The sequence below is a fragment of the Chitinophagales bacterium genome, assembly GCA_020636495.1.
Classification (GTDB): Bacteria; Bacteroidota; Bacteroidia; order Chitinophagales; family Chitinophagaceae; genus UBA5543.
Genome location: JACJXQ010000008.1, coordinates 423,269 through 449,274 on the forward strand (window position 1 = coordinate 423,269; position 26,006 = coordinate 449,274).

The 26,006-nt window shown below is 44.9% G+C and carries 22 protein-coding genes; 6 read left to right on the plus strand and 16 right to left on the minus strand.

The window, feature by feature from the left end; all coding sequences use genetic code 11:
* Window positions 1-131: 131 nt before the first annotated feature.
* The 4 genes from H6550_01900 to H6550_01915 all read right to left on the minus strand — a co-directional run bounded on the left by H6550_01900 (window position 132) and on the right by H6550_01915 (window position 4,310).
* Entirely contained in the window at window positions 132-1,184 is a 1,053-nt protein-coding gene (locus H6550_01900; protein MCB9044870.1) for an NTP transferase domain-containing protein, read from the minus strand.
* A 125-nt stretch (window positions 1,185-1,309) separates the two neighbouring features.
* The gene (locus H6550_01905; protein ID MCB9044871.1) at window positions 1,310-2,455 is read right to left on the minus strand and encodes a LegC family aminotransferase; all 1,146 of its coding nucleotides are present in this window, start codon (window positions 2,453-2,455) and stop codon (window positions 1,310-1,312) included.
* Window positions 2,448-3,425, minus strand: a complete 978-nt coding sequence (locus H6550_01910; protein MCB9044872.1) for an NAD(P)-dependent oxidoreductase — start codon at window positions 3,423-3,425, stop codon at window positions 2,448-2,450. Before H6550_01910 ends, H6550_01905 begins: the two co-directional genes overlap by 8 nt.
* A gap of 111 nt (window positions 3,426-3,536) precedes the next feature.
* Window positions 3,537-4,310 (minus strand): histidinol phosphatase, encoded by a 774-nt coding sequence (locus H6550_01915; protein MCB9044873.1) that lies wholly within the window; start codon window positions 4,308-4,310, stop codon window positions 3,537-3,539.
* A gap of 774 nt (window positions 4,311-5,084) precedes the next feature.
* Between H6550_01915 and H6550_01920 the strand changes: the two genes are divergently transcribed.
* On the plus strand, window positions 5,085-5,561 hold the full coding sequence (locus H6550_01920) for a CPBP family intramembrane metalloprotease (protein MCB9044874.1): 477 nt from the start codon (window positions 5,085-5,087) through the stop codon (window positions 5,559-5,561).
* Window positions 5,562-5,683: 122 nt separating this feature from the next.
* Here H6550_01920 and H6550_01925 read toward each other — a convergent pair whose 3' ends face one another.
* The gene (locus tag H6550_01925) at window positions 5,684-5,935 is read right to left on the minus strand and encodes a hypothetical protein (GenBank protein MCB9044875.1); all 252 of its coding nucleotides are present in this window, start codon (window positions 5,933-5,935) and stop codon (window positions 5,684-5,686) included.
* Window positions 5,936-6,166: 231 nt separating this feature from the next.
* Here H6550_01925 and H6550_01930 point away from each other — a divergent pair, with 231 nt between their 5' ends.
* Window positions 6,167-8,611: a TonB-dependent receptor gene (locus H6550_01930; protein MCB9044876.1), complete on the plus strand. Its 2,445-nt coding sequence runs from the start codon at window positions 6,167-6,169 to the stop codon at window positions 8,609-8,611.
* A gap of 2 nt (window positions 8,612-8,613) precedes the next feature.
* Here H6550_01930 and H6550_01935 read toward each other — a convergent pair whose 3' ends face one another.
* The 6 genes from H6550_01935 to H6550_01960 form a co-directional block, all read right to left on the minus strand.
* On the minus strand, window positions 8,614-8,925 hold the full coding sequence (locus tag H6550_01935) for a hypothetical protein (protein ID MCB9044877.1): 312 nt from the start codon (window positions 8,923-8,925) through the stop codon (window positions 8,614-8,616).
* Between the two features lie 48 nt (window positions 8,926-8,973).
* A complete protein-coding gene (locus tag H6550_01940; protein ID MCB9044878.1) occupies window positions 8,974-11,334 on the minus strand; it encodes a tetratricopeptide repeat protein in 2,361 nt (786 codons plus the stop codon).
* Window positions 11,335-11,459: 125 nt separating this feature from the next.
* Window positions 11,460-12,260 (minus strand): DUF4382 domain-containing protein, encoded by an 801-nt coding sequence (locus H6550_01945; GenBank protein ID MCB9044879.1) that lies wholly within the window; start codon window positions 12,258-12,260, stop codon window positions 11,460-11,462.
* A gap of 203 nt (window positions 12,261-12,463) precedes the next feature.
* Window positions 12,464-13,165, minus strand: coding sequence for a hypothetical protein (locus H6550_01950; GenBank protein ID MCB9044880.1), 702 nt, complete (start codon window positions 13,163-13,165; stop codon window positions 12,464-12,466).
* 36 nt (window positions 13,166-13,201) lie between these two features.
* Window positions 13,202-15,316, minus strand: a complete 2,115-nt coding sequence (locus tag H6550_01955; protein MCB9044881.1) for a TonB-dependent receptor — start codon at window positions 15,314-15,316, stop codon at window positions 13,202-13,204.
* A 189-nt stretch (window positions 15,317-15,505) separates the two neighbouring features.
* Window positions 15,506-15,796: a nucleotidyltransferase domain-containing protein gene (locus H6550_01960; GenBank protein MCB9044882.1), complete on the minus strand. Its 291-nt coding sequence runs from the start codon at window positions 15,794-15,796 to the stop codon at window positions 15,506-15,508.
* A gap of 186 nt (window positions 15,797-15,982) precedes the next feature.
* On the opposite strand from H6550_01960, the gene H6550_01965 reads away from it, so the two are divergent.
* The 4 genes from H6550_01965 to H6550_01980 all read left to right on the plus strand — a co-directional run bounded on the left by H6550_01965 (window position 15,983) and on the right by H6550_01980 (window position 20,902).
* Window positions 15,983-17,710 (plus strand): hypothetical protein, encoded by a 1,728-nt coding sequence (locus tag H6550_01965; GenBank protein ID MCB9044883.1) that lies wholly within the window; start codon window positions 15,983-15,985, stop codon window positions 17,708-17,710.
* 141 nt (window positions 17,711-17,851) lie between these two features.
* Entirely contained in the window at window positions 17,852-18,967 is a 1,116-nt protein-coding gene (locus H6550_01970) for a T9SS type A sorting domain-containing protein (protein ID MCB9044884.1), read from the plus strand.
* A 171-nt stretch (window positions 18,968-19,138) separates the two neighbouring features.
* The gene (serS, locus tag H6550_01975; protein MCB9044885.1) at window positions 19,139-20,407 is read left to right on the plus strand and encodes a serine--tRNA ligase; all 1,269 of its coding nucleotides are present in this window, start codon (window positions 19,139-19,141) and stop codon (window positions 20,405-20,407) included.
* A 42-nt stretch (window positions 20,408-20,449) separates the two neighbouring features.
* Complete coding sequence (locus tag H6550_01980; GenBank protein ID MCB9044886.1) at window positions 20,450-20,902, plus strand: DUF4293 domain-containing protein; 453 nt, start codon at window positions 20,450-20,452, stop codon at window positions 20,900-20,902.
* A gap of 2 nt (window positions 20,903-20,904) precedes the next feature.
* Here H6550_01980 and H6550_01985 read toward each other — a convergent pair whose 3' ends face one another.
* The 5 genes from H6550_01985 to H6550_02005 form a co-directional block, all read right to left on the minus strand.
* Complete coding sequence (locus tag H6550_01985; GenBank protein ID MCB9044887.1) at window positions 20,905-21,789, minus strand: hypothetical protein; 885 nt, start codon at window positions 21,787-21,789, stop codon at window positions 20,905-20,907.
* A gap of 73 nt (window positions 21,790-21,862) precedes the next feature.
* A complete protein-coding gene (locus H6550_01990; protein MCB9044888.1) occupies window positions 21,863-23,158 on the minus strand; it encodes an aminopeptidase P N-terminal domain-containing protein in 1,296 nt (431 codons plus the stop codon).
* Between the two features lie 100 nt (window positions 23,159-23,258).
* Window positions 23,259-24,716 carry a phosphotransferase gene (locus tag H6550_01995; protein ID MCB9044889.1) on the minus strand — a complete coding sequence of 486 codons (1,458 nt, stop codon included), beginning with the start codon at window positions 24,714-24,716 and terminating at the stop codon, window positions 23,259-23,261.
* Window positions 24,713-25,219 carry a histidine phosphatase family protein gene (locus H6550_02000; GenBank protein MCB9044890.1) on the minus strand — a complete coding sequence of 169 codons (507 nt, stop codon included), beginning with the start codon at window positions 25,217-25,219 and terminating at the stop codon, window positions 24,713-24,715. Before H6550_02000 ends, H6550_01995 begins: the two co-directional genes overlap by 4 nt.
* On the minus strand, window positions 25,219-25,980 hold the full coding sequence (locus H6550_02005) for a UDP-2,3-diacylglucosamine diphosphatase (GenBank protein ID MCB9044891.1): 762 nt from the start codon (window positions 25,978-25,980) through the stop codon (window positions 25,219-25,221). Before H6550_02005 ends, H6550_02000 begins: the two co-directional genes overlap by 1 nt.
* Between the last annotated feature and the right edge of the window lie 26 nt (window positions 25,981-26,006).

Here is a 26,006-nt window from a genome sequence, read left to right on the forward strand (position 1 = left end):
CTTAGTAGCCTTATTGGCATGGCTTCGCCATAGTCAGTCCCATAAGACGACAACAGGTTGAGTAATATTATTACTCAACCTGTAACAAAAATATAAATAATTATTGCTAAAGTAAAGGGTTTCAGCCCTGTTTATAGCACAAGAGATTTGATGTCTTCCTGGGCTTTTATGAAATCATCGTGCTTACCTATGTCCAGCCAGTAACCCAGTATCGGGAAGGATATGAGTTTCTTATCGTGTGCTATCAGTGACTCCATAAGATCGGTCACATTGTAGAATTCGTTATGTGGCACAAGCGACAGTAACTCTTTCTTAATAATGTAGATGCCTGCGTTTGAATAGTAAGTGTACCGTGGTTTTTCCTGTAGGGCGTTTACGAAGTTACCGTTGTCAACTTCCATTACTCCATATGGCACATCCACCTCGTACATCGTAGTAGCCACAGCCATGTCGGCACCCGACCTGATAAAGGTTTGAAAGAATCCATTGAAATCAATGTCTGTCAGCAGGTCCGAATTCATCACCATCACATAATCATTTTCCAGTTCCTCTACCATTTTCACTGAGCCGAGTGTGCCCAACGGTTTATCTTCATGTACATAGTTTATCGATACTCCTTTGTCGCTACCATCACCGAAATATTCTTCTATCTGGTCGGCCAGGTAGTTTACGCTCAGGTAAATATTTTTTATTCCATATTTGATCAGCCGGTCAATGTTATGTTCTATAATTGGCTTGTCGCCTACATGCAGCATAGGTTTCGGTGTATTCTGTGTCAGCGGCATCAGCCTCTGTCCACGGCCACCTGCCATGATAAATACATCCGCAGGAACTACAGACTGTATCTCGCTCAGGCTCAGTATTCTTACTACTTTCCTGGTACGGTCAACTATAGGTACTACCATAAAGTTCCTTAACCTGAGTTTGTTCAGGTTCGACTTTGGCAACTCATCTTCGTATATGAACAACGGATCGGGCTGCAGATAATCCCTGAGTGAGTTATCGAACGTAAGCCCTTTGATAAATCCTCTACGCAGGTCGCCGTCAGTAAGTGATCCTACCAGCTTTTCATTTTCATCTACAACAATAAGAATGGTATTCTTTTTCAGATCGTTGAGCATTATCAATGCTTCACGGACGGTCTGGTTGCAGTAAAGTATATGTTTTTTGTCGATGTTTTTCATTGTAATGATCTTTTCTAATAACTAATACCACCGCAAAATACAGCGGTCAATAGCCATATGAAGATTATTACAAGGTGAATAACATCGTCGCAACATGGTGATAACATCTCATTTACATTGTATTTTTATCCCGGTCGGAAACTGCTGGGAATATTGACTATCCTGTCTTCCAGCCATAAAGCATTAGAAAGATCGCCGCATTGACAATACTGATACATAGCCAGTTTATTCATAAGTTGCCAGATCGGGCGAGTCATGACTCCTGTATTATTAGTGGCCTCAAGAAAGGCATTTCTCTGCCCCAGGTCTTTCAGTATCACACAGTTCAGCCAGTTGTTGGCTATACTGCCTTTCTTTGCTGTTACAAAACCGATATCTGTGCCGGCGAAGAAATGCTGATATAGCTCCGCCAATTCTTTTTTGTTAGCAAGTATGGCGTCCAGTTGTTCTAACTGTGCGCATGCCAACGCTGCATTCAGGTTAGGCATTCGAAAGTTATAGCCTACCTCATCGTGTACAAACTCCCATGCATGCGGCACTTTAGCCGTGGTTGAAATATGTTTTGCACGTTTTGCCAAAGCCTCATCATCTGTCACAATAGCGCCACCACCACCACAGGTAACTGTTTTATTGCCATTGAAACTAAAGGTACCCAGCTTACCAAATGTACCTGTATGCTTGCTATTGTAATAACTTCCTAATGATTCAGCAGCATCCTCTATAACCGTTATGTGCCAACGGTCGCATATCTCCACTATCTTATCAATACGACATGGGAAACCAAATGTGTGCATGGGAATACATGCTGCTATTCGTTTTCCTGTTTTGTTGTTGTATGCTGCACCATCTTTAATGGTAGCATTCTCTTCCAGGAATTTTTCCAGCGCATCGGGTGAGAGGCCCATAGTATCCCTGTCCACATCAACGAAAACGGGTGTTGCGTTGCCGTGTGCTATTGCATTGGCAGTAGCTACAAAGGTGAGTGGCTGGGTGATGACCTCATCACCTTGCTGTATACCTGCAACTATAAGCGAGAGTTGTAATGCTACCGTACCGTTAGTAGTAGCAACGGCATATTTAGCGCCTGTTATCTTAGCCATCATTTCCTCGAAACGATTGACATAGGCACCTACCGACGAAACAAAAGTAGAATCGATAGTATCTGCCAGGTACTTTTTTTCATTGCCACCAAAATAGGGCGCATGCAATGGAATAAACCCTTCAGGTGTTTTGAAAACTTCTCTTATATATGCGACAACTTCGTTAAACATTCTTGTACTTGTTGTCGTCAGGGTTCAGGATAAAGCCTGCTTCCAGCACCTCTTTTATCTGGCTGATACCATCCGGTACCGTAAAAACGAGGTCGAAGCCAAGTTGCTCTTTTATCTTGGTGAAGTCCACACGATAATCACGAGGATCCTCATTTTTAGAAACATATTTTACTTTGGCGTCCGGTATCTGCTTCAGTATCTCATCCACTATCATCTGCTTCTGGTAGTTCTCTTTCGTATCTCCTACGTTGAACACATTAAAAGCAACTTTTTCCTCTTCAGCTTCTATTACCGCTACTACTGAGCGGGCCAGGTCGTATACATGACAATAAGGCCTCCAGAACTGTTCACCGAATACCACCAGTTCCCTGCCTAGTGCCAGCTCCTTGGTGAATTCATTCACAGTCAGGTCGAAACGAGGGCGTAATGACAGGCCATATACAGTTGAAAAACGCAGGCATGTTGGTTTACATTTATTTGTATGTGGCTGGCTGAGCAAATAATGCTCCGTAGCCACCTTGGTTTCTGCATATAATGAAACCGGTGCCAGTTTAGAATTTTCATTCACATAGGCATCCGGGTCATCCATTTTGCCATAGTTGCTGCAGGTAGAAGCGAAAACGAATTTTGAAACGCCTTTTTCGTTGGCCACATCATAGAGCAGCTTACTGCCTTCCAGGTTGGTACTACGGGATAGTTCAGGATCGGCAGCGCAGGCGGGATCACCAACAATTGCAGCCAGGTGCGCTACACAATCCATTCCCTCAACTGCCTTTTCTACATCATGGCGGTTACGTACATCACCTTTTACAAATTCAAAATTGGCATAATTGAACATATCAATGATAGGTTCGCCGCCATACATAAGCTTGTCCAGAACGCGCACATGATAGCCTTTTTCGAGCAATTGCCGGGCTAGTACTGAACCTATATAGCCGGCACCGCCGGTAACAAGTATTTTTCGGGGCATAAAATATTACCTGTTTTTAGTTTGGTTACGACGAGGGCAAATATATAAAAGCAGCCCAAGTATAAAGAACAGGCAATGAACGATAACAAATTATTTATCGCCTGTCATCGGTTAAAATTGAATTAAAGGGTTTCTCAAAGGCTGGCTTTGTAATGTGGCCAGCAGATCGGGGTTATTGAGCACACTCTTTGCCACCTCTGCATGTTTCACATTGTGCATATCCGTGCCTATATAATCATACATACCCATATTGAACAGCTTTTCCGCCACCTGCTTTACCTGCTTACCATAATAGCCTGCTATGGCACCCAGGTTCATTTGCAAATAGCAGCCACGGTCTTTCAATTCTTCATATTTGTTGAAGTCGTGGTGGTAATACATGTACCTTTCGGGGTGTGCCATGATGGGCTGGTAGCCCTTGGAGGTCAGTTTGAATATGATATCATGCAGATTGATAGGCTCAAACATGAATGATATCTCTACCAGCACCTCATTCTTCCACACGGTGAGCAGTTGCTCCGTATCTAACAGTTGCAAAAAATAATCATCTATATAATATTCAGCCGCCGCATGTATAGGCATATCAATACCTCTTTCCTTCAACGCCTCTTTCAGGTCGGCCAGGCCATTGAGAATGGTACCGGGGGTATTGGCAAAATGGTCGACCTTGATATGCGGTGTTGTGACTATCTTTTTATAACCCAGTTGCTGCAAACTCTGCACCAGTTCTATGCTATCCTCTATACTCTGCGAACCGTCATCAATTGCGGGTATGAAATGCGAGTGCATATCCACACCGATAAACGACAGGTCATTGACCAATGGCTGGCCATTGTATGCATGGGTGATCTTTTCCTTCTTTGTGCCAAACAGTCTCGAAAACATATATATAATAACTTCTAAGAACTATAAAATTACGATATAGGCGGCAAAGCGGCTAATAACGGTTAGTTAATGTGCCGATATGCTTGCCGAATATATGGTATTAGCTACTTCATGGTTTATTTTGTTAAGTAATGTAATTGCCGGCTTAACTGAAAGCAATACCAGGCTTCTGTAAATAATTGATATAGAACCCATTGCAATAAAATTGTTAAGTAATGTTAAGTAAAAGGGCAAACGCACCGTATTTAACAACTCATAAAAAAGTCCCGCATGGGCGGGACTGAATCGGTTTGAATGGCTTTGATATGATGGTGGGTGGTGCATGGTTTTGGTTTATTATTATACTATCCCGCTTGGGCGGGACTTCCATAAAAGCATTCGCTTTTATTACAGCAAATATACGTAATTTTTGTCTGAATCAGGATTAAAAGATTTTAAGATTTACAAGATGTACGAATGTAGCGATACAATAGCTGTTCCGTTACATCCTCGTTGCTAATTAGGACGGGTGGGGGCATGACTACATATATAAAGGCTATTTTTCTTACGAATAACATTTAACTCTTCCGTTCTGAATACCGGTCGCAGACCGGGTAACCTGACAGACACAGTTCGTCCTGCGGAAGAACTGCGCCAGTGGGGGCGTGAGTGGAAAAATAAAATGCTTGTTAGATCAAAACAACAAGAAGATTAAATGACGGATTGTGGTGAGGTATATTAACCATCATAGTATTCATATTCAGTGTGATATCGAATTTTATAGTTGTATATTTCATGATGCGTAGCATAGATAAGTTTTTTGATGGCAAATCATATGTATATCAGTTGATGTATTTCTGTTTGTTGGTTTGCGTATTCAAAATCCTGTTATTACCTTTTGCTATTGCCTTAAAGGTCATTTACCCGGATATTTCTGTGCAGGGCAGCAGGCATACATGGTTTGATGGGCTGGTATACGCACCATTATTAGAGACGCTTATTTTTCAGTTATTGATTATAAGGTTACTATTGCTAGTGTCTTACTTTAAGCAGCGACCCCTATTAATATTTTGTATATCCGCCTTGCTCTTTGGTGTGGCACATACAGGTAATACAACTGTATTGAATGCTACTTTAGCAGGAATTGTACTCGCTTATATATATCATTACTATTATTCTCGCGCACAAAGTGGTAAGGCATACTGGAGTACAGCTATTGTTCATTCTGCAAGTAATTTGTTTGCAATGTTGGCTGCTATGTTGCTTACATGACGGTTGAACGAAGGATATGCCCTTTCCGCCTTTGTTGGTGTTCTTCACCAACAAACCTCGTGCAGTACAAGTTGCAGGTGAAGAACACACTGCAACGGATTAGTGGTATATCCAGCCATAGCCTAGAAGGTGTATAGGTATGATGTGGCGAGATTGCCAGGTGTTGTGTGTCCACGTTTGGGCGAGATCACCACGTCGGTATTGATATTCATAAATACCTCCTCGTGATGACGGGAGTGGGGTGTTGTGTGTCCATGTTTGGGCGAGATCACCACGTCGGTATTGATATTCATAAATACCTCCTCGTGATGACGGGAGTGGGGTGTTATGTGTCCATGTTTGGGTGAGATCATCACGTCGGTATTTACATTCATAAATACCTCCTCATGATGACGGGAGAGGGGGTGTGATGACGGGAGGGGGGTGTTATGTGTCCGTGTTTGGGTGAGATCATCACGCCGGTATTTACATTCATAAATACCTCCTCATGATGACGGGAGAGGGGGTGTGATGACGGGAGGGGAGTTTTCACCGTGCAATAGTTTTTCTACTTTTCCTCAACCTTTTTGCATGAAAATTGTCTATTTCGGATATTTGGAATGAATATGAGACATATTGCCGCATTACTACTCGTTTTTCTTAGCTATACAATTGCAGGATATGCCCAGCGTACGGGGCCCTCGGGCATACTTACCGGTACGGTAAAGGATAAGCAGACACAGGAGCCTATCCCCAGCGTGAGCATATCGCTGGAGGGGGCCAGCCTGGGCACGGTAACGGATATTGATGGGAAATTCACCATTGAGAACATTCCGCCAAAGAGTTATAACGTCAGGATAAAATCCATCGACTATAAGGAGATCATGCTGAATAATATCGTGATCACTACGGGTAATGCCGAGATCTTGCAGGTAGAACTGGAGAAGAACAGCATCAACCTGGACGGCGTGGTGATACGCAGCAACCCATTCAGCAAGTCGGCAGAAACGCCTTTGTCGTTACAATCGCTCTCTGCACAGGAGATAAAGAGCAACCCGGGTGGAAACTTTGATATATCGCGCGTGATACAGGCTTTCCCCGGTGTGGGTGGTACTTCGGGTTCGGTAGGTGGCTACCGTAACGACCTCATCATTCGCGGTGGCGCGCCTAATGAAAATGTATATTACCTGGATGGTATAGAGGTGCCTGTCATCAACCATTTTGCCACGCAGGGCAGCGCGGGCGGGCCTACGGGTATCGTCAATACCAACTTCATCAGCGAGGTGAACCTGTACACTTCGGCCTTTCCTGCCAAGTATGACAACCCGCTGTCGGGCGTGCTGGAAATGCAGCAGCGCAGCGCCAACCCTGATAAGGTGCAGCACAATGTAAGGCTCAGCGCAACGGAGCTGGCTTATAGTGTTGACGGGCCGATAAAAAAGGACAAGCTGACCTTCCTGGCATCGGCCAGGCGCTCTTACCTGCAACTGCTGTTCAAACTACTGGATGTGCCGATACAGCCTTCGTACTGGGATTTCCAGTATAAGGTGGATTATAAGATCAACGACAAGCTGAGCTTTTATACACTGGGCATTGGCGCGATAGACAACTTCAGTTTCCTGGTACCACAGGAGCTGACACCGGAGAATGTGTACATCCTGAAAGGCAACCCTACCATCAACCAGTGGAACTACACAAACGGGTATGGACTAAAAGGTTTGGTAAAGAACGGCTACTGGAACCTGACCTTCAGCCGCAATATGCTGGACAATGAGCTGAACCGTTTTGAGGACAACCAAAACCCGGTAGAATCGGAAAGGATACTGAAAGTAAAATCGCAACAGGCGGAGAACAGGACGCGCTTTGTATGGAATAAATACTTTGACCACTGGAGCTACAGCTTTGGGGTAGTGGGTCAGTTCTGCGAGTTCTCCAATGATTACTATACAAGGGTGCGCAGCGAGATTAAAGATGCTAATGGCAACGTGGTGCAGCCCGCATTCGCTGTGCAGGGAAACACCTCGCTCAACTTCTTCCGCTATGGTGCTTTTGCGCAGGCGGCGGTAAAACTGTTCAAAGAGCGTATGACGGTATCGGCAGGCCTGCGTACAGATGGAAATACATTTACCAGCAACGGTAATAACCTGGGCAAGACCATCTCGCCAAGGCTTACCGCATCAGTATTTGTTGCAGAGAACCTGAAGTTCAATACCTCGGCAGCACGCTATTATAAGATACCCACCTATACGGTACTGGGTTTCCAGAGCGGTGGTGTATATGTGAACAAGGGAAGTGATTATATACAGAGCGACCACCTGGTAGCCGGTTTTGAATACCTGCCTGCGCGTGATACCCGTTTTACACTGGAAGGTTTTTATAAGCAATACAGCAATTACCCGGTATCGTTGATAGACAGTATATCGCTGGCTAACAAGGGTGGCGATTTCAATGTGCTTGGTAACGAGCCTATCACCTCAACAGGTAAAGGCAGGAGCTATGGCGTGGAGTTCCAGTTTCAGCAAAAGCTGACGAAGAATTTCTTTGCGATACTTTCTTATACCTATTACTTCAGCGAGTTTACCAATGCTGACGGTGTGTACAAGCCGGCTTCGTGGGACAACCGTCATTTGTTGTCCTTTATCGGGGGCTATAAATTCAAACGTAATTATGAGTTGGGCGTTAAGTTCCGTTACCAGGGCGGTGCGCCCTATACGCCATTCGACCTTGCAGCTTCTCAACAGAACTACCTGACCACAGGTTCGGGCATAGCTGACAACAGCCAGTTCAATACTTTGCGTTTAGGTGCTTTCCACTCGATGGATATACGCCTGGATAAGAAATGGAACTTCAGGAAATGGGCGCTGGATGTATTTGTAGACGTGACCAATGTGTACCGCAGCGTGCAGCCGCAGTACCCGCAATATACTTTCCAGCGTACGCCGGATAATACCGCTTTCGCCACAACTGACGGGCAACCTGTACAGATGGACGGCAGCAACGCGATACCTTATATAATCAAGCAGGGCGACCCGGTATCCATACCTACTATCGGGTTCATACTGGCCTTTTAGGTTTAGTATATCTCGTGGTTGGTCTTGTATTTCCTGAGGCGTTTTTCGGCACGCTCCAGCTTGCCGTATATGGCATTCTTTTCTTTTGATGTCCACACGTCGTCGGCGGCATAGTCTTCCATAGCCTGCTTGATGATCTCCTGCTCGCGCATCAGCTTATTGTATTCCAGCTCTGAGACCTTTTTTTTCTTATAGGCCGCTTTTATCTCTTTTTCCTGTTTCTTCTGCCTGTCCTTCAGGTCTTGCTGGGCATAACCCATTATGCCGGTGCCTAACATAAACATGACCAGCAACGTAATGAATTTTGACTGCATAACTATACTATTTGGCTGCCCTGAAATTACAAAATCCTCCTAATGGAATTAATGACCATGGTCATGTCCCGCATGATCATCAACGGGGTTTATCATATCTATCGGTGACTGTATCCGCTCTACTCCTGTACGGCTGATGAGCGTATCCAGCAGCGTTCTTTCCTGCGGTGTCCAGCGGATATCATTTTTCAACGTGTGCTGCATGCTTTCGCGGGCTTTGTCTTTATGCCCTGCAGCCATGTATACTTCTGCGAGGTAGAGGTAAGATTTGTCGTTCTGATCATTCAGGTTGATGGCTTGTTCAAAGCTGGCTATGGCATCTTCCAACAGTGCTTTGTCACCTGTTTTGTGCCAGAGGTTACGCGCGCAGATGCCATACATAAAATAAGCGAAGTCGTTTGTCTTGTCTAATATCAGGTAATCGTCCAGGTTGTCCATTGCGTCTGCAAAATCACCTTTGCTGATGGCCAGACTGGCCAGGCCCAGGTATGCTCCCATGTTCTCGTCGTCATATTCAAGTACCCGCTCAAAATACATGCGTGCACTGTCTCTTTTCAGTTGTTTTTCCTGCGGGCTCTCGCTGAATTCAGCATCGCCCAGCATGCTTTGCCCCACAATGCCCAGTGCTTCAGGGTCTTCGGCAAAGTCGGTAATGATAGGCGCGCGCATCATTTTTAGCGTCAGCCGGTAGTTCTGTACCATATTGTAGAACCTGCCTGCATACAGCGGCGCGTATTTTTCATTTTCTTTCTCGTAAGAGACAGCGGGGTTGAATAATGTGTTGAGTGCAACGGCCCAACCGGGGTCTATGGCTTCCTGTGGCCAGTCGAACAATCGTTGGGCGGCAGGTCCGTGGTTGATGGGCTCGTTCTCCTCTGTATCCCTGAGCAGTACCAGGCATACCGGATCAATATGCACTACGTTAAAACCTTCCTGCCAGTACAGCAGTTGCTGCAGCGTGGTAAGCTGTGATGTACTCAGCACTACATAGTTGAACTTATAAGTGGAATCAAGCTCGTAAAAACCGGTAGGCCGGGTGTATAGCTTAAAATAATCGTCAAAGAATTTCGCCGGGAATATGTCCAGGTCGCGCAGGTCGATATAAGATTTGAACTGCGGGTAGAGATCCCATAGCAGGTACGACGACACAAAATAGTCGGAGAAGGCCGGGCCTTTCAGCTTGTATGCCTTTATAAAATCTGCCGCTGAAGTAGGGTTGTGCAGCGTGTTGAGGTGTATACCATATCTGTTGGGAGATTTGGTGAACTTATAGTATTTATTGCTGACGATGGATATATAAAAAAGCACACCCAAAGCAGCACTCACCAGCAAGGTACGTTTGGCCGCTTTGATGTAAAAATCTTCCGTATCCAGTTTCCTCATTTTTACGACCCATACCAACATAATAGCCACCGATGGCATCAGCACTATTTGTGCAAAGGGTATGTTGCGGTTGGCGGTCATAGACAAATAACCCATGACCGGAATAGACAACAGATAGCCCACCAGCAACGGGCTGAATACCAGCGGATATTTACCTTTTCGGCTTTGCATGATACGGGCTGTCCAGAACAGGCAAACGATCGCCAGCATGGTGATATGTGCCTTGCCCTGGATGGTCCAGTATTCGGGTTGCGATATAGAAAAAAGCTCCGTAGTGTATTTATTGGCTGATAACTGCCTGAATATTTCCAGTGAATGCAACCACAGTTCTGTAAAATTCGGGTTGATGAGAATAACGGCAGCCATAGCGACACCCAGCAATGTTAAACGGATGGCCTGCTGCAAGTAGCCTTTGTTCTTATCTAAAAGATGGGCTATGAATCCACCTGCTGCATACAAACCAATGATGGCCATACCAACAGGATAGCCTTCGTGCATATTGGCCCAGAGGCATTGCAATGGTACCAGCCACCCTATTCTTTTCCATGACAGGTCTTTAGATTGCCAGAGAATGAAGAGGTACAATGCAGCCATCAGGTGGCTGATCATCTCTGGGCGGCCCGCCATCCTGAACTCGCTGATGGCCAGGAATAATAATACAGCAGTAGTAGAAAAAAGCGTGGACACCTGTTGGCCCATGTGTTTGGATATATTGACCAGCAGTTTCAGCAGCAGGTAAACAATAGCCACGTTCATTATTGCCTGTAGCAGCATTACCCCGTGTGGCCCGAGCCCTTTTTCGAGGAAGGCAGCCAACACTTCATACAGCCATTTGACATTGACCCACTTTGTACCCTCCATGGTGTAAGAGAACATATCGGTATGTGTTACTTCACCATGCTCCAGCATCCAGCGGCCGGTAAGCAACTGCCACCACATATCGGGTTCGCGCAGTTGTTTCATACCCACAACAAAGGCACAGATATAACAAATGATATAAGGGAGTCTCGTCAGTTTCTTTTGCATGTATCAGCAGTTTCTCAAAATACTGACTGAAAAATACACATTTACTGTTTGGTTAAAAAATAAAAGGAAAGACAAACATCAGCCTGTCTTTCCTTCTTCATATCACCCCATCCTCTGTTTTAAAGTTATTTGACGAGTATCGTCGTTCCCAGGTCGGTAGTTTGCCCATAACCGACGGCAATATTATTCAGGGTTACATCGATATATATTGCTACTGATGCATCATAAGTTATATCATACACTCCTTCGGGCAAACCTGTGAACATATAGAAACCATCGTCTGCCGGTATTGCTGCATAGGTCTCTGTGCCGTTAGTAGCATATACAGTTACATTTGCATCTGCCGGTTTCACATAACCTTTTATCCTTCCGTCTGTAAGTGATGAATAAGCACGGATAACCGGCTTTAACTGGTACTTGCCATTGCCCGTCTCAACAATTGATTTTCCGGCATCAAAATCTATCCATACGTTATATGAACCGCCTGCTATAAATTCCTGGTTGAGGTTCAGTTTCAAACCACTTTGCTGCGCAGAAGGTGTATTTAAAGTATGAACCTGATCGTCAATAACAACAGAGTTGTTGCTACCCAATATCAATCGTACCTGGCTTATTTTGCCTGGGGGTAATTCTGTACGAGCCAGCAGTGTATCTGTACCATTTCTCAGGTCTAATAAATTATAAACGCCGGCACGTACAGGTGTCAGTGTTACTGCTGCTCTTCCTTCCATTGTTACTTCTACCTGTTGTATATCGATGTAGACAGCGTCATAATTGGCAGGGTCATCGGTAAGCCTGAAGTTGATGCTTGCCTTCTGCGAGTTGTCAGTTATCGTGCTCTCTTTTTTATTACATGCTGTAAAAAGCATGATCACCGATGCCATACCTAATACTAATCCCGAAAAGCTTTTTATATTCATTTTCATAATTATCCGATTTAGTTTTTCCGTAAATAGTTAGTATAAAAGTTGATACCTTTTACCAACAATACGTGACCCCGGATTGTTGGTAAACAAATGTTAAACCCGCATAATTAATTGAAATTAAATACTTTAGACACGCCCTAAAATAAAAGTCCCCGCACAGGGCTAACCTGTACAGGGATATGTATTACTAATTACAGATTTTTTTAGCCTTTGCTATCTGTTTCTTCTTTGGCTGCACCGTCTGCAGCATCGTCTTTGGTTTGTTTGCACTGCATAATGAAATATTCATTTGCACGACTGCCCCAGAAAGGCTCGTTCATATTTCCTTTCTCTTCTTTTTCAAACAATGGCTGTGCTTTTTCAAAATAACTGAGCGCGTTTTTTGCGCCACCGCCAAATGCTTTTGGTGTAAAGTAGGTAGCGGTTCCTTTCATATAATATATGCGTGGGTTCTCTTCGTTCAGCTCTTTGGCAGATCTCAGGTTGTCGTCGAACAGTTTGCCGTATTTCTGCCAGCGGTTCTTGCCGTCTACTGCCATGCGTGCCTGTGCCAGCATAGCGCGCAGAATAAATGTCTCGTCATTGTCCTTGCCTAGAATACTTACAGCCTCATCCAGTTCCACATCTGCTTCGTCCAGCAGTGCATCTTTCTTTTCCATTTCATCCTGTGGCATCATAAATGACATCTGCGCTTTGGCATAAGCCATGTAGTAATGTGGCGCCCATTCGTCTTTCCATTTTTTTGCTATCAGTCCCAGCTTGTTGGCCTGGGCTGTTTTTACGGTTACGTCCCGTGTGCTGTCAAATGCGCTGAATGTTTTCAGTAGCGTGCTGTTCATGTCCTGTGCTCCACATTGAATATACATGAGTGCAGCAGTTGCGATAAGTAAAATGTAACGTGTCATAATTGTAGTTTTTCTGATGTATATATTTTTTAGTTTTTATAATTCATCCAGGTCGAAAGCAGATAGCGAGAAATTCACCCCGACAAATACCGAACGGTATATAGCCGGTATCATAGGCGTGCGTGTATTGCCGCTATACCTGTATCCGAATATGTTCTTATGGTTAGTAACATTGTCGACACCTGCGTATATAACGGAGAACCATTTGCCGAAGGAGTGCAGGTAGTTCACTGTGATACTCAGGTTATGAAAATCGGGTGTCCTGTCTCCCAGGAAAGTAGTATTTGCCGGGTTGTAATAAGGCCTGCCGCTTGCATAACTATATGTGGCATTTACTTGTGTTGACCATTTAGGTATAAAGTATTTGGTAACTACACTCAGGTTGTTGGTTGCAATAAAGTCTGGTTGCGCTTCTGCCAGGTAGTTTTTATATAACCTGCGTGTATCGATATAACTATACGATATCCAGTAGTCGCCGTTTTTTATTGTTTTCCTGTCTCTCCAGAACAGTTCAAGGCCTTGTGCGTAACCATAGCCTGAGTTATCAACCATTCCTGTAGGCTGACGGTAGGTGTTGGCGTTGTATACAGTAGTGAGTCGCTCACGCACCAATTGATTATAGTCTTTATAATATGCTTCCAGTCTTAGTGTACGGTCGTTATCCATATACTGGTAGTTGGCTATGTAGTGTATGGAATTTTGCAATTTAGGGCGATAGCCGAGCAGGTAATACTGGGGGTCTGCCAGCTGGTAGAAAATACCGCTCGCCAATGAGAACTGTCCATGTTCTCCTGCACGCAGCGCAGCTGCCAGTCGCGGAGCTACTGCATCCTGGTTCACCAAAGCACTGTGCTCGTATCGTACACCAGGCTTTAGTGCCAGCCAGTACAGCGGGCTCCATTCTGCCTCTGCATAACCGGCTACCTGTGTTTCTTTGAAGTTATTATTATATACAGAGAACGTCCTGTCGTACATGAACTGTTGTATCTCAGTTCCCAGCAGTACATTTATTTTTGTACCACCGTAGTATTTACCTTCCAGCCTCATCTGTGCCCTGTCGTCTTTGTTTACAACCGGTGTGCCATTGTAGTTGATGTCGTCCTGGTTGTAGCTGTACATACCTGCGGCGTACATACCCCATTTGGCTTTCCATATCTGGTTGTACGACAGAACAGTATAAACGTTACGGTTCTTCAACCCGAAGTCCAGCGTTTGTGTGGCGTCACTTGGGTCGGGCAGGCGGGTGCCGTTCTGAAACTGTGCATAGTTGACCAATGCTTTGAAGATGCCTTTGTCGTTAGGCTTGTAGGTATATTTTAATGAGCCACCTCCGCCTTTTGGTACATCATAAAAATCAAAATTGGTTTTGGCTATACCATAGAAGGGTGTAAGGTTGGTATAATTGGCAGAGCCTTCTATGCTCGACTTTTTCAGCAGCTTGGATGCAGACAGGTATACACCGGCCATATTAACGCCTGTATTGATGGTACTCTTATCAGGCTGGTCGTTACTGTTCAGCTCCAGCACCGATGATAATGCCTGTCCATAGCGCGCACTGTAACCACCGCTGCTGAACGACACACCTTTGAACTGGAACGGGCCGAACCTGCTGCGTGCTGCAACGCCGGGTGCAGTGCTTAGGAATGCATTCTGTGCCACCATACCATCAATGATAACAGCCGCTTCGCTGGCATCACCTCCACGTACGAATAGTCCAGTCTGCGTACCTTGTTGCTGCGTGCCAGGCAGGGTTTGTATCGCTTTTACCACATCTGCCTGCGCACCTGCTGTTGTTACAATGTCAAGGGGTTTCAGTATCGTAGCTTCACTGCCCGACGCCTCAAACGATCCGGCGGTTACGGTCACGTTCTTCAACCTTACCGCACCTCTTTTCATTTTCAGTTCAACATCCGTTATGTTGCCATTAATAGTTATCGGCTTACCGGCATTTTGGTAGTCCATCGCCTCTACCACAATAGTTTGTTGCCCTTTTTCTTCAGTCTCGAAAGAGAAGGTACCACTACTGTCTGTAGTAGATCCGTCAATAGTATTGAGCAGGTAAACGCTGGCGCCGGGGATGGGCTCGCCTGCCATAGTTATTATCTTTCCACTGATGGTAGATTGTGCCATAGCCTGCACAATCGTGAACATTCCAACGAATAAGACTAATGATAAGCGTAACAGTGTGTGCATTCGGGGTGTTTATTGTTTGGCAAATGTAAGCCAGACAATTGTATGACAAAACTATGTTTCGGCAAAAAGAATATTACTGTCGGTAAACGGATAGTATACAGCGGTGAATGTTACCCCTTTTCGGCGGCATAAACGAATGTGACTTTTTTATACGTACAACAGCTCTTTACGGATAGATTTATAGAATTGCTGTTCTATCCCTTTGCGCATTGTAACATCTACTTTCCTTTCCAGTAGCTGTTCCAGCTCTTCTTCCAGGTCAGTAAAACGGAGGCCGGGGTTCTTGTCAAAGGTCACCAGTAGTTCAATATAACTATCATGCTGAGCCTCGCCCCTGCTGTACGAACCAAACAAAGCTACCTCCGTAACACCATAACGGCGTTTTAAGGATGTTTTGACATTTTTAAGCTTTGATAATATTTGCTGCGCCTCTTGCATAAGCTTAAGTTACGGAAAACTAATTGATATTCCGATACTTATTAACTCAGGGTTAATTGTATAAATAACTAATAGTTATTGAAATACCCCTGTTCAATAACTGTTGTCAATAACAAAGAATGTTAATATTGCAAATAAAGGGTTATCGCCATAATACTTCACTGATTGTTATATTTTTATCCAGGGATGAAAAAACATGTTTCAATTATTGCTTGTGCATTTGTATGTATAATGCTGCTACAGCACAGGTATACGCATATACCCAAAGCAGGTAACGAAACATTGAAACTTACTACATGGGATGCATTTGGCTATTATATGTACCTGCCATCTGTTGTGATATATGATGACTATAAAGAACTGAACTGGCTACCGCAGAAGGAAGAACAATATCATCTTACCGGGGGCGGGTTGTACCAGGCCGGCAAAGCGAAAAACGGTAATTATGTATATAAATACCTGGGCGGTGTGGCTTTACTAGAGTCGCCATTTTTTGTAGTAGCACACCGGTTGGCGCCCTACCTGGGTTATTCGCAAGATGGTTTTTCCGCTCCTTACCAGTACGCTATAGCAATAGCTGCATTGTTTTACGCCTTTCTCGGCATATTTGTACTACGGCGTGTACTTAAAGAATATTTTGATGACGGGATAGTTGCCATTACCATATTGTTGTTGTGCCTGGCCACGAATTTTATACAGTATGTAGCCGTTGATGCTGCCATGAGCCACGTGTATATATTCCCGTTGTATTCGTTGGTGCTGTATACTACCATGCGCTGGCATCAGCGGCCTTCTGCGTTCATCGCTGCGGCAACGGGCTACATCATAGGCCTGGCTACTATCTGCCGCCCTACTGAAGCCGTGATGTTATTCATTCCTTTGTTGTGGAATACATATAACAAAGATATAGCTAAAGCAAAGTGGCGAATGGTAAAAGCAAACAGGCCACATGTTGTTGCTGCCATTGTTGGCGGAGTTGCAGGTATACTACCTCAACTCATTTACTGGCATTCAGCATCCGGGCAATGGATATACGACGTTGGCAGCGCATGGGATTTTCTTACACCGCACCTACAGGTACTTGTTGGCTGGGAAAAGGGTTGGTTGATCTATACACCTGTTACCATCTTCTTTATAGCCGGACTTTTTTATCTCAAAAAATATCCCTTAAGAAATTCCGTACTCTGGTTTTGCATCCTGAACATATACATCATAATAGCCTGGCGCGACTGGCATTACGGAGGAAGTTACAGTACAAGGGCACTTGTGCAGAGCTACCCTGTTTTTGCATTTGCCCTGGCTGCATTTGTGCAGCATATACGTACATCATCGTGGCGTTGGCTGTTCTATATTGCCGGCTGTTATCTTATCGGGCTCAACCTGTTTCAACTGGAGCAATATGCAAAGACCATCATTCATTACAGGGATATGAACAGGCTGTATTACGGTGCAGTATACCTGGACACAGATCCTACTCCACTTGATATGAGCCTGCTGGATAATGATGAAGTGCTGCATAATGAAAGCGGATATAACACTACTGTATTGGCACAGGCAGATGAAGAAACCCCGGTAAAACTTGTTGAGGGTGAAAAAGGTATTATTTGCAAAAAGACGTTGCATACAGACAATGCTCAGGATACATGGATAAAAGCAAAGTGTAGCGTAAAGGTCAAAGATGGTTTCTGGGAAGGATACCTGAATATTCAGTTACAAAAAGGAGATTCAGTAAAAACGGCCAGGGCCAGGCTTGCCAATCCCATCAGCCGGAACCAGCAATGGAACAGCTATGAACTGCATATGCATGTACCTGATTATTTTTCAGATGGAACTGTAACAGTATTTCTGAACAGGGATATATCTACTTTTGATGCCGACATCAGAAATGCAGAAATTATTCTGTTGACAGAATAGATGCAAAACGATGTTATGACATGACAGTGACCATTAAATGACACGCTTTTATTTGATGCTGCAACCATCACAGCTACTTTTACAGGAGTTGAAAACACTACGCAGTACATTTTTTCACGCATCATCAACAATACACTCATTATGAAAAAGCTATACTTCCTGCTGTGCTTATTGCCGGCGTGTTATTTACAGGGGATTGCGCAAACTGGGGTCGAGATACTGGTTAATAACCGTTCGTTAGGAGCAGTACAGAAATACGATGAGACAGGCAAGTATCTTGGTGACTTTATCAGCCCGGGCGGAGGTGGATTGAGCGCGCCGGAAGATATTCTTTTTCACCCGGATGGTACTGTGTTGGTGACAGGTAATAATAATTCTTACATAAAAAGATATGATAGTAAAACGGGAGCATTCATAGGAGATTTCTCAAAAGGATTTGTTCTGAATAAGCCATCCAAAATGTCTATCGGTCCTGACAGCCTTATATATGTTACACAGTGGGGTTCGGCCCAGGACAAAGTAGTTCGCTTTGACCTGCAGGGCAATTATGTAGATCAGTTTACCAGTACGCCTGCTCCTAAAGGTCTGGGTCACGTATGGGATGCTAAAGGTAATTTTTATATCTCGTTGTATGCCAATGGCGGCGATGGTGTGGTGCAACGTTTTGACCCTATGGGCAACGATATGGGTGTATTCGTCAATACCAACATCTTGCAGGGCCCGACCAATATATGGTTTGATACCAACGGCGACTTGCTGGTAGAAGACTGGACCCTGGGCAAAGTGTTGCGTTATGATTCTTCTGGTCAATATATCAGTACTTTTGTTACTGGCATGACCAACCCAGAGGGAATAGCTTTTCTACCCAATGGTGATATGCTTATAGGTGACTGGGGTCAGGATGCAGTACACCTGGTAAAACCTGATGGTACACTTTTGGGATTATTTTGCACAGGCAACGGTCTTACAGACCCTAATTGCGTGAAGGTTCGACCGGCAACATCAGTAAATGTGGAAGCCGTAGATAAAAATGTTGTTTTCGTAGTACCTACAGTTGGCAGGCAGTTTTTAATAAGTACACATAATACATCCCCAATACAAGTCTCCGTTATTAATTCATGCGGGCAACAAGTAGAGCAATATAATACTACCGGGAATGGACAATGGGATGCACATAGTTATCCTGTGGGGGTATATTGCATCACCGTTTACACTGATGGACAAAGGTATACCGAAAGGGTATTGGTAATCGATTAGGTTACATGATATTTATCAACGAGGTAAGATCAGCTGGTATAATATTTATCGCAAGGTCTCATGCAATATTACATATTGAAATAATCATGCTTTTGACAATAAATAAAACGGCATAACAATTTAACCCTTTACCCTTTTAGCTATCTTTGCCACGAAATACAAAAAACTACAATGCTTCCGATACAACTATTCAGGCAGAACAGGGACTTGGTGATAGCCGGGCTGGAAAAGAAGAATTTTAAGGAAATAGAACTGGTTGACAGGATCATCGGGCTGGATGAGCAACGCCGCCATATACAGGCAGAGAATGATAGTATTCTTGCCGCTACCAATGCTGCCTCGAAAGAGATAGGCAAACTGATGGCATCTGGCAAGAAAGAAGAGGCAGAACAGGCCAAAGCACAAGTGGCACAGAACAAAGACAAGACCAAAGAGCTGACTGAAAGGCTGAATGAACTGGAAGCAGAACTGCAAGATACGATAGTGAAGCTACCCAACCTGCCACATAACAGTGTTCCTGTGGGTAAAACCCCTGAAGATAATGAGGTGGTGCGCCAGCATGGTGAGACCCCTGACCTGAGTGCTCAAAAACTGCCACATTGGGAATTGACGGAAAAATACGGCCTGATAGACTTTGAAACTGGCACCAAAATAACAGGTAGTGGATTCCCTGTCTATATGGGATTAGGGGCAAAACTGCAACGCGCACTTATCAGCTTCTTCCTGGACCATAATATCAACGCAGGGTATAAGGAATACTACCCACCTTATGTGGTGAACGAAGAAAGTGCCTTTGGTACCGGTCAGTTGCCGGATAAAGAAGGCCAGATGTACCTGACACAGGATAATTATTACCTGATACCAACAGCCGAAGTACCGGTGACCAATATTTACCGCGATACAATTACTGCCGAGGCCGAACTACCGGTTAAGATGACCGCTTATACGCCGTCGTTCCGCCGTGAGGCAGGATCTTATGGTAAGGATGTACGAGGGCTGAACAGGGTGCACCAGTTTGACAAAGTAGAGATAGTGCAGATAGCACATCCTGACAGGAGTTATGAGGCATTGGAAGAAATGGTTGTTCATGTAGAGCAGTTACTGAAGCTACTGGGGCTGCAATACCGCATTCTACGATTGTGTGGTGGTGATATGAGTTTCACTTCGGCGCTTACTTATGATTTTGAAGTGTACAGTGCGGCGCAGGAACGCTGGCTGGAGGTGAGCTCTGTATCTAACTTTGAGACCTTCCAGAGCAACAGGATGAAGATACGTTACAGGGAAGAGAATGGTAAGCCGCAACTGGCGCATACACTGAACGGTAGCTCGCTGGCACTACCGCGTATTATGGCCTGCCTGCTGGAGAATTACCAATCGCCTGAAGGTATCAGGATACCTGAAATACTGGTACCTTACTTCGGAAGAAATATTATTAATTAATGAAATGCCCATTCGGCTATCCTGAATAAATTTGATTTATCAATGATACAAAGAATTCAAACAGTCTGGTTACTGGTAGCATCTTTGCTCAGTTTGCTATTGTTCTACTTCAATATAGTAACCATCAATTACGCAAGTACAGGAAGCGAGATCAACCAGAGTTTTACATTACTGGGTTTTGGTGTACAGGGCTATTTACTGGCAGCACTTGCAGCAGTATTAGTAGTATTGCCGCTTGTGGCCATATTCATGTTCAGGAACAGGAAGAAGCAGTCGCTGATGACCATATTAGCTATGGTGCTCAACTTCGGGTTTGTCGCTTTTTCCATTATGAGCATTGACTCTTTTACTACCAATCACAAACCGGCAGTTACAGGAAGTTCATACGGACTGGCTGCATTTGTGCCTTTGGTGTCTGAAATATTCCTTTTTATGGCCTGGCGTGGTATTCGTAAAGATGAAAAGCTCGTCAGGTCGACAGACAGGTTGAGGTAAAGCTAAATACCTACTGATATACCGGCGCAGAAGTTCAGGTTGCTGAAGGGTACCTGTGATGTGGGCGCTGTATTCATACTGCCGCTGTTAGTACCTTTTCGCTCATATTTGGTTGTTCTTTGCGAAGGGTGCACCTGGTTCAGCAGGCTTTGCCCGTTCTCAGAATAAGCTGCTAATACAGACTCTTTGAAGTATAGTGTTGTTGACATAATGCCCGCTTCCGCCCATGCCTGCAGGCGTTTGGTAGCTTTGAACTTTACACCCATAGCGCCTGAGAATCCAACATTGAATCGCATTTTGTACTGCTCTATCATGTTCCAGGTAGTGGTGACGTATGAGTTGGTTGCTTCATTGTATCTTTCTTCAGTATAGGTTACGTCTTGTGTTATGCCTGACTGTATAGGTAGTACCACACCACCTCGTGCATAAGCATTGATTTTGCCACCTGTCTGTAATACCACAGCGGGAGTAATGAATACAGGCTGGTCAGCATGTTGTTTAGTGTTGATACTGGTTTTCAGATCCGGAGATTCTAAATAGACATCTGATTCCATTTGCTGTGTTGTCATGGCAAGATTGGCTGCCAGCTCTACGCCTATGTGTTTGTTCAGCATCAAACCCAATCCCAGTATTGCCTGCAGACCTGATGAGAAAGAAGCTTTTTTATAATCGAAGGTCTCTGATGTGTTAGTGGGCAGGTTGTAACCGGAATAGCTGCCATTATAAGGTAATACCGCGTTCAGGAATCCTGCGTATACTGAACCTTCAACATAACCTCCATGTGCGGTAGCATAGCCGAAACCGCCCCTGAAGTACATTTCCTGTGCATGAGATGTTGTGCTTTGCAGTAAAAACATCAGCAATATCGGTGTCAGTATCTTTTTCATATCCTTCGGTTTGCTTGTTAAATATAAAGCAAATGCGCGTTGTATGAACAACGCGCATCAATTATCACCTGTTTTATTTTTTACGCTTCATGCAGGCTTCTATCTCCTCTACCGTTATCGGTATGTCTTTGAAGAGGTCGATATGCCCGGTTTTTGTGAGCCATATATCGTTCTCTATACGAATGCCCATCTGCTCTTCTTCAATATACAAGCCGGGCTCCACCGTGAAGACCATACCTGCCTGAACAGGCTCTGTGCGTGTGCCCAGGTCGTGCACGTCTATACCCATGTGGTGCGATATGCCATGATACAGGTATTTTCGGTAAGCCGGGTTAGCAGGATCCTGGTTCTTGATATCTGTTTTGGTAATCAATCCCAGTTTTATGCATTGCTTCTCCATCTCTGCACCAACCTTATCTGTATAGTCTACTACAGATATACCGGGCTTCAGTATCTTTTTAGCATAGTTGTGTACATGCAACACTGCGTTATATACTTCTTTCTGGCGCTTGCTGAATTTACCGTTCACGGGAATGGTACGTGTCAGGTCTGATGCGTAGTTGCCGTACTCGGCGCCAAAGTCCATCAGTATCAGGTCACCATCTTTACATTCGCGGTTGTTATCTACATAGTGCAGTATACGCGCGCTGTCGCCTGAGGCTATGATGCAGTCGTAAGCGTGTTTGGTAGCCCTGTTGCGCAGGAACTCGTGCGTTATCTCTGCTTCTATTTCATATTCCATAACACCGGGCTCGATGAAGTCCATCACCCTGCGGAAGGCCTTGTGTGTGATGTCTACCGCCTGTTTTATCACGTCTACCTCCGCTTTGGTTTTGATGCCACGCAGGTCTTTCATGATACGTGCAGCACGCTCATAATTGTGCAGCGGATAGCGCTCCATGATACTGCGCACGAAAAGCAGGTCGGTACGCGGTAGAGCAGTGTCCAGCCTGTCGTTCTCGTTGCTGTTCAGGTACACATTGTCGGCGTTGTGCATCATCACCTGCAATACCGGGTCAATGCTGTCCATCCATTGTATGTTCTGAATGCCGGATATAGCCGTCGCTTCTTCTTTGCGCAGTTTGTGACCATACCATTTTTCTACATCAGCGTTGGGGCGTTGCAACACCAGCACTTCCCTGGCCGACTTGTCTGGATTATCAGGGAATAATATGACCATACTTTTTTCCTGCACTATACCCGACAGCCACAGTACGTCTGAATTTGGTTTGTAGGTATATAATGCGTCTCCGTTCGTTGGCAATTCAGGATTGCCAGGGAAGATGGCAATTGAATTGGGTTTCATTTTTTTTATGAAACGTTTCCTGTTTTGCGTGTACAGATCGGATGGAATCGGTAAATATTTCATATCAAGTATTTATGTTCAAAAAAGGATGGTGAAGTTAGGAATAATATAAGGAATAAAAATCCCCCTGTCGGCGCACCTGGAGGGGGATGATGTAAACTTGTTATTCAGTTACCCAGTTCTCTTGATTGAGGTGGGTGACCTCAACCGGTATTTTATACTTATTGGTAATGTATGCCGCCAGGTGCTCTGCGGAGTAAACGGAGCGGTGCTGACCGCCCGTGCAACCAAATGACACGCTCAGATGCTCAAACCCGCGCGACATGTAGTCTTCTACGTTCAGCGACACCATGCTCTCGGCATGCTGCAAAAATTCTGACATGCGCGTTTCGCGCTCCAGGAACTGTTTTACCTGTTCGTCAAGGCCGCTCAGGTGTTTGTAGTCTTTATACCTGCCGGGATTTTTAATACCCCTGCAATCGAACACATAACCACCACCGTGACTGGTCTTGTCTTTTGGTATGCCGTTCTTTTTATACGAGAAGCTTGTGATGTTCACTTTCAGCTTTACATCGGCAGAAGGTTGTGGTACTGCATAATGCTCTTGCATAGCGGCAGAAGAAATATTCTCCAACAATGCGCGCAACTCTGTATAAGAAGGTAAGTGTGTATGGTCGTTAAGGAAGGTATTCAGGTTTTTCAGCGCAGGGCCTATGCTGGTGCGGAAGTGTGGTTTATTTTCCAGCAAGCCCCTGAAACCATAGGCGCCCAGCACCTGCAACATCCTGAGCAGTACGAACTGCAGGTAGCCCTTTCGGAAGTATATCTCTTCTACGCGGCTTATCTTCAGGTCTTCCATGGCGGCTACATACTTGTTCAGCATGTCTTCTTTCCATGCCTGCGGCAGTTGCGCTTTGGCCTGCCACAGCAGCGATGCGAGGTCGTATTGAGGCGGGCCCTGCATAGCGCCCTGGTAGTCTATAAAGAAAACCTTGCCCTCGTGTATCATTATGTTACGGCTCTGGAAATCGCGGTACATCAGCGCCTGTGGCTGTATGCGCCCAAGGTCGCGGCTCAGCGATTCCATTTCGTCCATCAATGCATTCTTGTCATAAGGTATCTTTTGCAGGTCGGCAAAGTAGTATTTAAAGTACAGCAGGTCGGCCATGATGGTCTTCTCGTCAAACTGTTTGGAGGCGAAGCACTGGTTGTAGTTGCATTCACGTCCTGCCAGCCACTGTACTTTTACCAGTTGCTCTACCGACTTGTGAAACAGATCTTTCACTTCGTCGGTATGGCCCTTCTCCATCAGTATGTCGAACAGCGATGTGCTGCCTAGGTCCTGCTGTAGGTAGTACCTGCGCTCTTTACCTACCTTATATACCTCCGGCACGTTTATCTCGTGCTTACGAAAAAGGTCAGTAAAGTAGAAGTATGAGTTGTTCTCAGCTATATTGGAATTGTAAGTGCCAATGGCAGATATAGCACCTGCTTTGATACGGTAGTACCTCCTGTCTGAACCGGACACGGGTAATGCCGTGATGCTTTCGGGCTTCGTCTCAAAATGGTCTTCAAAAAGTTTCTCCAGTACGCTTATGTTATCTGTAACAGATACCGTCATATATATTTCTTGGGATATTCAAATAAAATCACTCTCTTTTCCACCCTGCTGAACTCACTCCAGTCCCTTAGCGCAAATTCTGCGCCAACTATTCCGCATGTAGGCATATTGTCAGTTGCAAAGGCGGACGATAACTCATTCACAAAATCTGTAATGCCGGGGTTGTGCGCTACTATGAACACGGTTTTTATATTGTCATCCAGTTCATATATCACTTCTTCGAAAACAGCGGGGATGCAATGATATAACTTTTCTACCCATTTTATGCTGTTTATATCATATCCTATGGCAGTGGCTATCTTTTTGGCAGTCTGTTCTGCCCTTTTTGCGGTGCTGCTGATGATGAGGTCGGGCACGATGCCCAGTTTCTTCAATCTTTCGCCCATCATCGGGGCATCTGTTTCTCCTCTCTTATTCAGCGGCCTGTCGTAATCACTTTGCAAAGGGTTGCTCCAGCTAGACTTTGCGTGCCTTATCATCAATAATCGTCGACCTTCCATCATCACTTTTCTTTGTAGTATGCCAATTTCAGTTCGTTACCGTCAAAAACACCGTAGCTGTCGTAGCGTATCCAGTCGCCCAGGTTCACATACAGGCTGTTGCCCGGCAAGGGATATTCTAATGTAATATGCCTGTGCCCGAAAACAAAATAATCGAAGTGCTCTTCTTTCAGTTTCTCTATGCAGAACTGAACGAGGAATTCTTTTTCCGGCCCCTGGAATACCTCTTCTTTACTGTCGGTGTGTTTGGGGCCCAACCTGCTGAACCATTCAGCCATGCCCACGCCAGTATCGGGGTGTATGCGCCTGTACAGCCATTGTGCCAGCTTATTGCGCAGTACGCCTTTCAGCAGTTTGTAGCCATGGTCGCCGGGGCCCAGCCCGTCGCCGTGGCCTATGAAGAATTTTTTTCCGTTGAATTCTCTTTCTACCGGCTGGTGATGTACAGGAATATTCAGCTCATCCTCAAAATAATCCCTCATCCACAGGTCGTGGTTGCCCGAAAAAGCTTCTATATGCAGGCCATTGTCAGACAGCTCTGCCAGCTTGCCCAGGAAACGGGCGTAACCCTTGGGTATTACCTTTTTGTATTCGAACCAGGCATCAAACAGGTCGCCCACGAGATATAGTTGCTCCGCATCGTCTTTTATCTCGTCCAGCCACATGCACAAACGCTTTTCGCGCGCAAGGCTCGAAGCACGGTCTGGGATGCCGAGATGGAAGTCGGAAGCGAAATATATTTTTTTGCCCTGGGGTAAGTCCATGAGGTGAATAATGCGCAAAGATAGAA

Coding starts and splice junctions, on each gene's coding strand:
- H6550_01930 (MCB9044876.1), top strand. CDS start 6,167: ATGAGACATATTGCCGCATTACTACTCGTTTTTCTTAGCTATACAATT.
- H6550_01990 (MCB9044888.1), bottom strand. CDS start 23,158: ATGAAATATTTACCGATTCCATCCGATCTGTACACGCAAAACAGGAAA.
- H6550_01985 (MCB9044887.1), bottom strand. CDS start 21,789: ATGAAAAAGATACTGACACCGATATTGCTGATGTTTTTACTGCAAAGC.
- H6550_01905 (MCB9044871.1), bottom strand. CDS start 2,455: ATGTTTAACGAAGTTGTCGCATATATAAGAGAAGTTTTCAAAACACCT.
- H6550_01955 (MCB9044881.1), bottom strand. CDS start 15,316: ATGTTCACGATTGTGCAGGCTATGGCACAATCTACCATCAGTGGAAAG.
- H6550_01970 (MCB9044884.1), top strand. CDS start 17,852: ATGAAAAAGCTATACTTCCTGCTGTGCTTATTGCCGGCGTGTTATTTA.
- H6550_01980 (MCB9044886.1), top strand. CDS start 20,450: ATGATACAAAGAATTCAAACAGTCTGGTTACTGGTAGCATCTTTGCTC.
- H6550_01965 (MCB9044883.1), top strand. CDS start 15,983: ATGAAAAAACATGTTTCAATTATTGCTTGTGCATTTGTATGTATAATG.
- serS (MCB9044885.1), top strand. CDS start 19,139: ATGCTTCCGATACAACTATTCAGGCAGAACAGGGACTTGGTGATAGCC.
- H6550_01900 (MCB9044870.1), bottom strand. CDS start 1,184: ATGAAAAACATCGACAAAAAACATATACTTTACTGCAACCAGACCGTC.
- H6550_02005 (MCB9044891.1), bottom strand. CDS start 25,980: ATGGACTTACCCCAGGGCAAAAAAATATATTTCGCTTCCGACTTCCAT.
- H6550_01920 (MCB9044874.1), top strand. CDS start 5,085: ATGATGCGTAGCATAGATAAGTTTTTTGATGGCAAATCATATGTATAT.
- H6550_01910 (MCB9044872.1), bottom strand. CDS start 3,425: ATGCCCCGAAAAATACTTGTTACCGGCGGTGCCGGCTATATAGGTTCA.
- H6550_01950 (MCB9044880.1), bottom strand. CDS start 13,165: ATGACACGTTACATTTTACTTATCGCAACTGCTGCACTCATGTATATT.
- H6550_01995 (MCB9044889.1), bottom strand. CDS start 24,716: ATGACGGTATCTGTTACAGATAACATAAGCGTACTGGAGAAACTTTTT.
- H6550_01960 (MCB9044882.1), bottom strand. CDS start 15,796: ATGCAAGAGGCGCAGCAAATATTATCAAAGCTTAAAAATGTCAAAACA.
- H6550_01915 (MCB9044873.1), bottom strand. CDS start 4,310: ATGTTTTCGAGACTGTTTGGCACAAAGAAGGAAAAGATCACCCATGCA.
- H6550_01940 (MCB9044878.1), bottom strand. CDS start 11,334: ATGCAAAAGAAACTGACGAGACTCCCTTATATCATTTGTTATATCTGT.
- H6550_01935 (MCB9044877.1), bottom strand. CDS start 8,925: ATGCAGTCAAAATTCATTACGTTGCTGGTCATGTTTATGTTAGGCACC.
- H6550_01945 (MCB9044879.1), bottom strand. CDS start 12,260: ATGAAAATGAATATAAAAAGCTTTTCGGGATTAGTATTAGGTATGGCA.
- H6550_02000 (MCB9044890.1), bottom strand. CDS start 25,219: ATGATGGAAGGTCGACGATTATTGATGATAAGGCACGCAAAGTCTAGC.
- H6550_01925 (MCB9044875.1), bottom strand. CDS start 5,935: ATGAATGTAAATACCGACGTGATGATCTCACCCAAACATGGACACATA.